The organism is Oleiphilus sp. HI0067 (assembly GCF_001635735.1).
The window spans coordinates 1-1105 of sequence record NZ_LWFI01000150.1; the positions used below are offsets into that span (position 1 = coordinate 1).

Here is a 1105-nt window from a genome sequence, read left to right on the forward strand (position 1 = left end):
AGCTTAAGCTCCAGTTTGTTGATCTTAATCAGCAAGGAATGAATCTCGAGTTAAGCATGCAGCTGCCTGAAACGATGGCGAGACGATTACGCGCGATTGTTTTATCTGATAATGGGCGTACAAGTCTAATCGGAATGGCTGATCCTATGGATTTAGCCGCAGTTGATGAGATAGCCAAAAAGCTTGGTCACGATGTTGAAGTGGCGGTAATTCGCGAGTCTCAGTTACTTGTTGCGTTCGATGAGGTCTACAAGCAGAACGAAGAGATCTCAACCATCGCTACCGAGTTAGATTCGGAGTTATCCGCGCAGGTTTTTGATATCGCGCAATTGAGCCAAGCCGATGTTGACGATAGTGATGCGCCCGTTGTTCGTTTGCTGCAAACTATTTTTGAAGATGCAGTATTAGCGCGTGCTTCGGATGTCCATATAGAGCCAGAAGAAACCGTGATCCGTATTCGCCGTCGTGTAGATGGTGTGCTCAGTGAAACAGTGATGCGTGAAACAAGAGTTGGAGCGGCGCTAGTGCTTCGACTTAAGTTAATGTGCGGCTTAAATATATCTGAAAAGCGTCTGCCTCAAGACGGGCGTTTCAATATTCTCGTTAATGGACGTTCGATTGACGTGCGTCTTGCGACACTTCCGACACAGTTTGGTGAAACCGCTGTATTGCGTCTCTTAGATCAAAGCCAGCAAGTTCTGAATCTGTCTGACACAGGTATGCCTCCTGAGATTGAAGTGCGATTCAAACAAGCTCTGGCACAACCGCATGGCATGATTCTGGTAACTGGGCCAACCGGTAGCGGAAAAACCACAACGCTCTATGGGGCTCTGAAGTTTTTAAATAAACCTGAGCTCAAAATAGTGACTGTAGAAGACCCTATTGAGTACCGGATGAGCCGACTTACGCAAATTCAGGTGAACCCCAAAATAGGATTAGATTTTGCCTCTGTTGCGAGAGCGAGTCTTCGTCATGACCCAGACGTGCTTTTAGTCGGTGAAATGCGGGATGAAGAGACCGTCGATATCGGCTTAAGGTCGGCGATGACGGGACACCTAGTATTGTCCACGCTTCATACCAATGATGCGATTTCGAGTGCACTGCG

General features: G+C 47.4%; 1 protein-coding gene. It reads left to right on the plus strand.

Translation table 11 applies throughout. The annotated features are described in order from the left end of the window. On the plus strand, positions 1-1105 hold a 1105-nt coding region (locus A3739_RS02005), incomplete at both ends, for a GspE/PulE family protein (protein WP_197471962.1).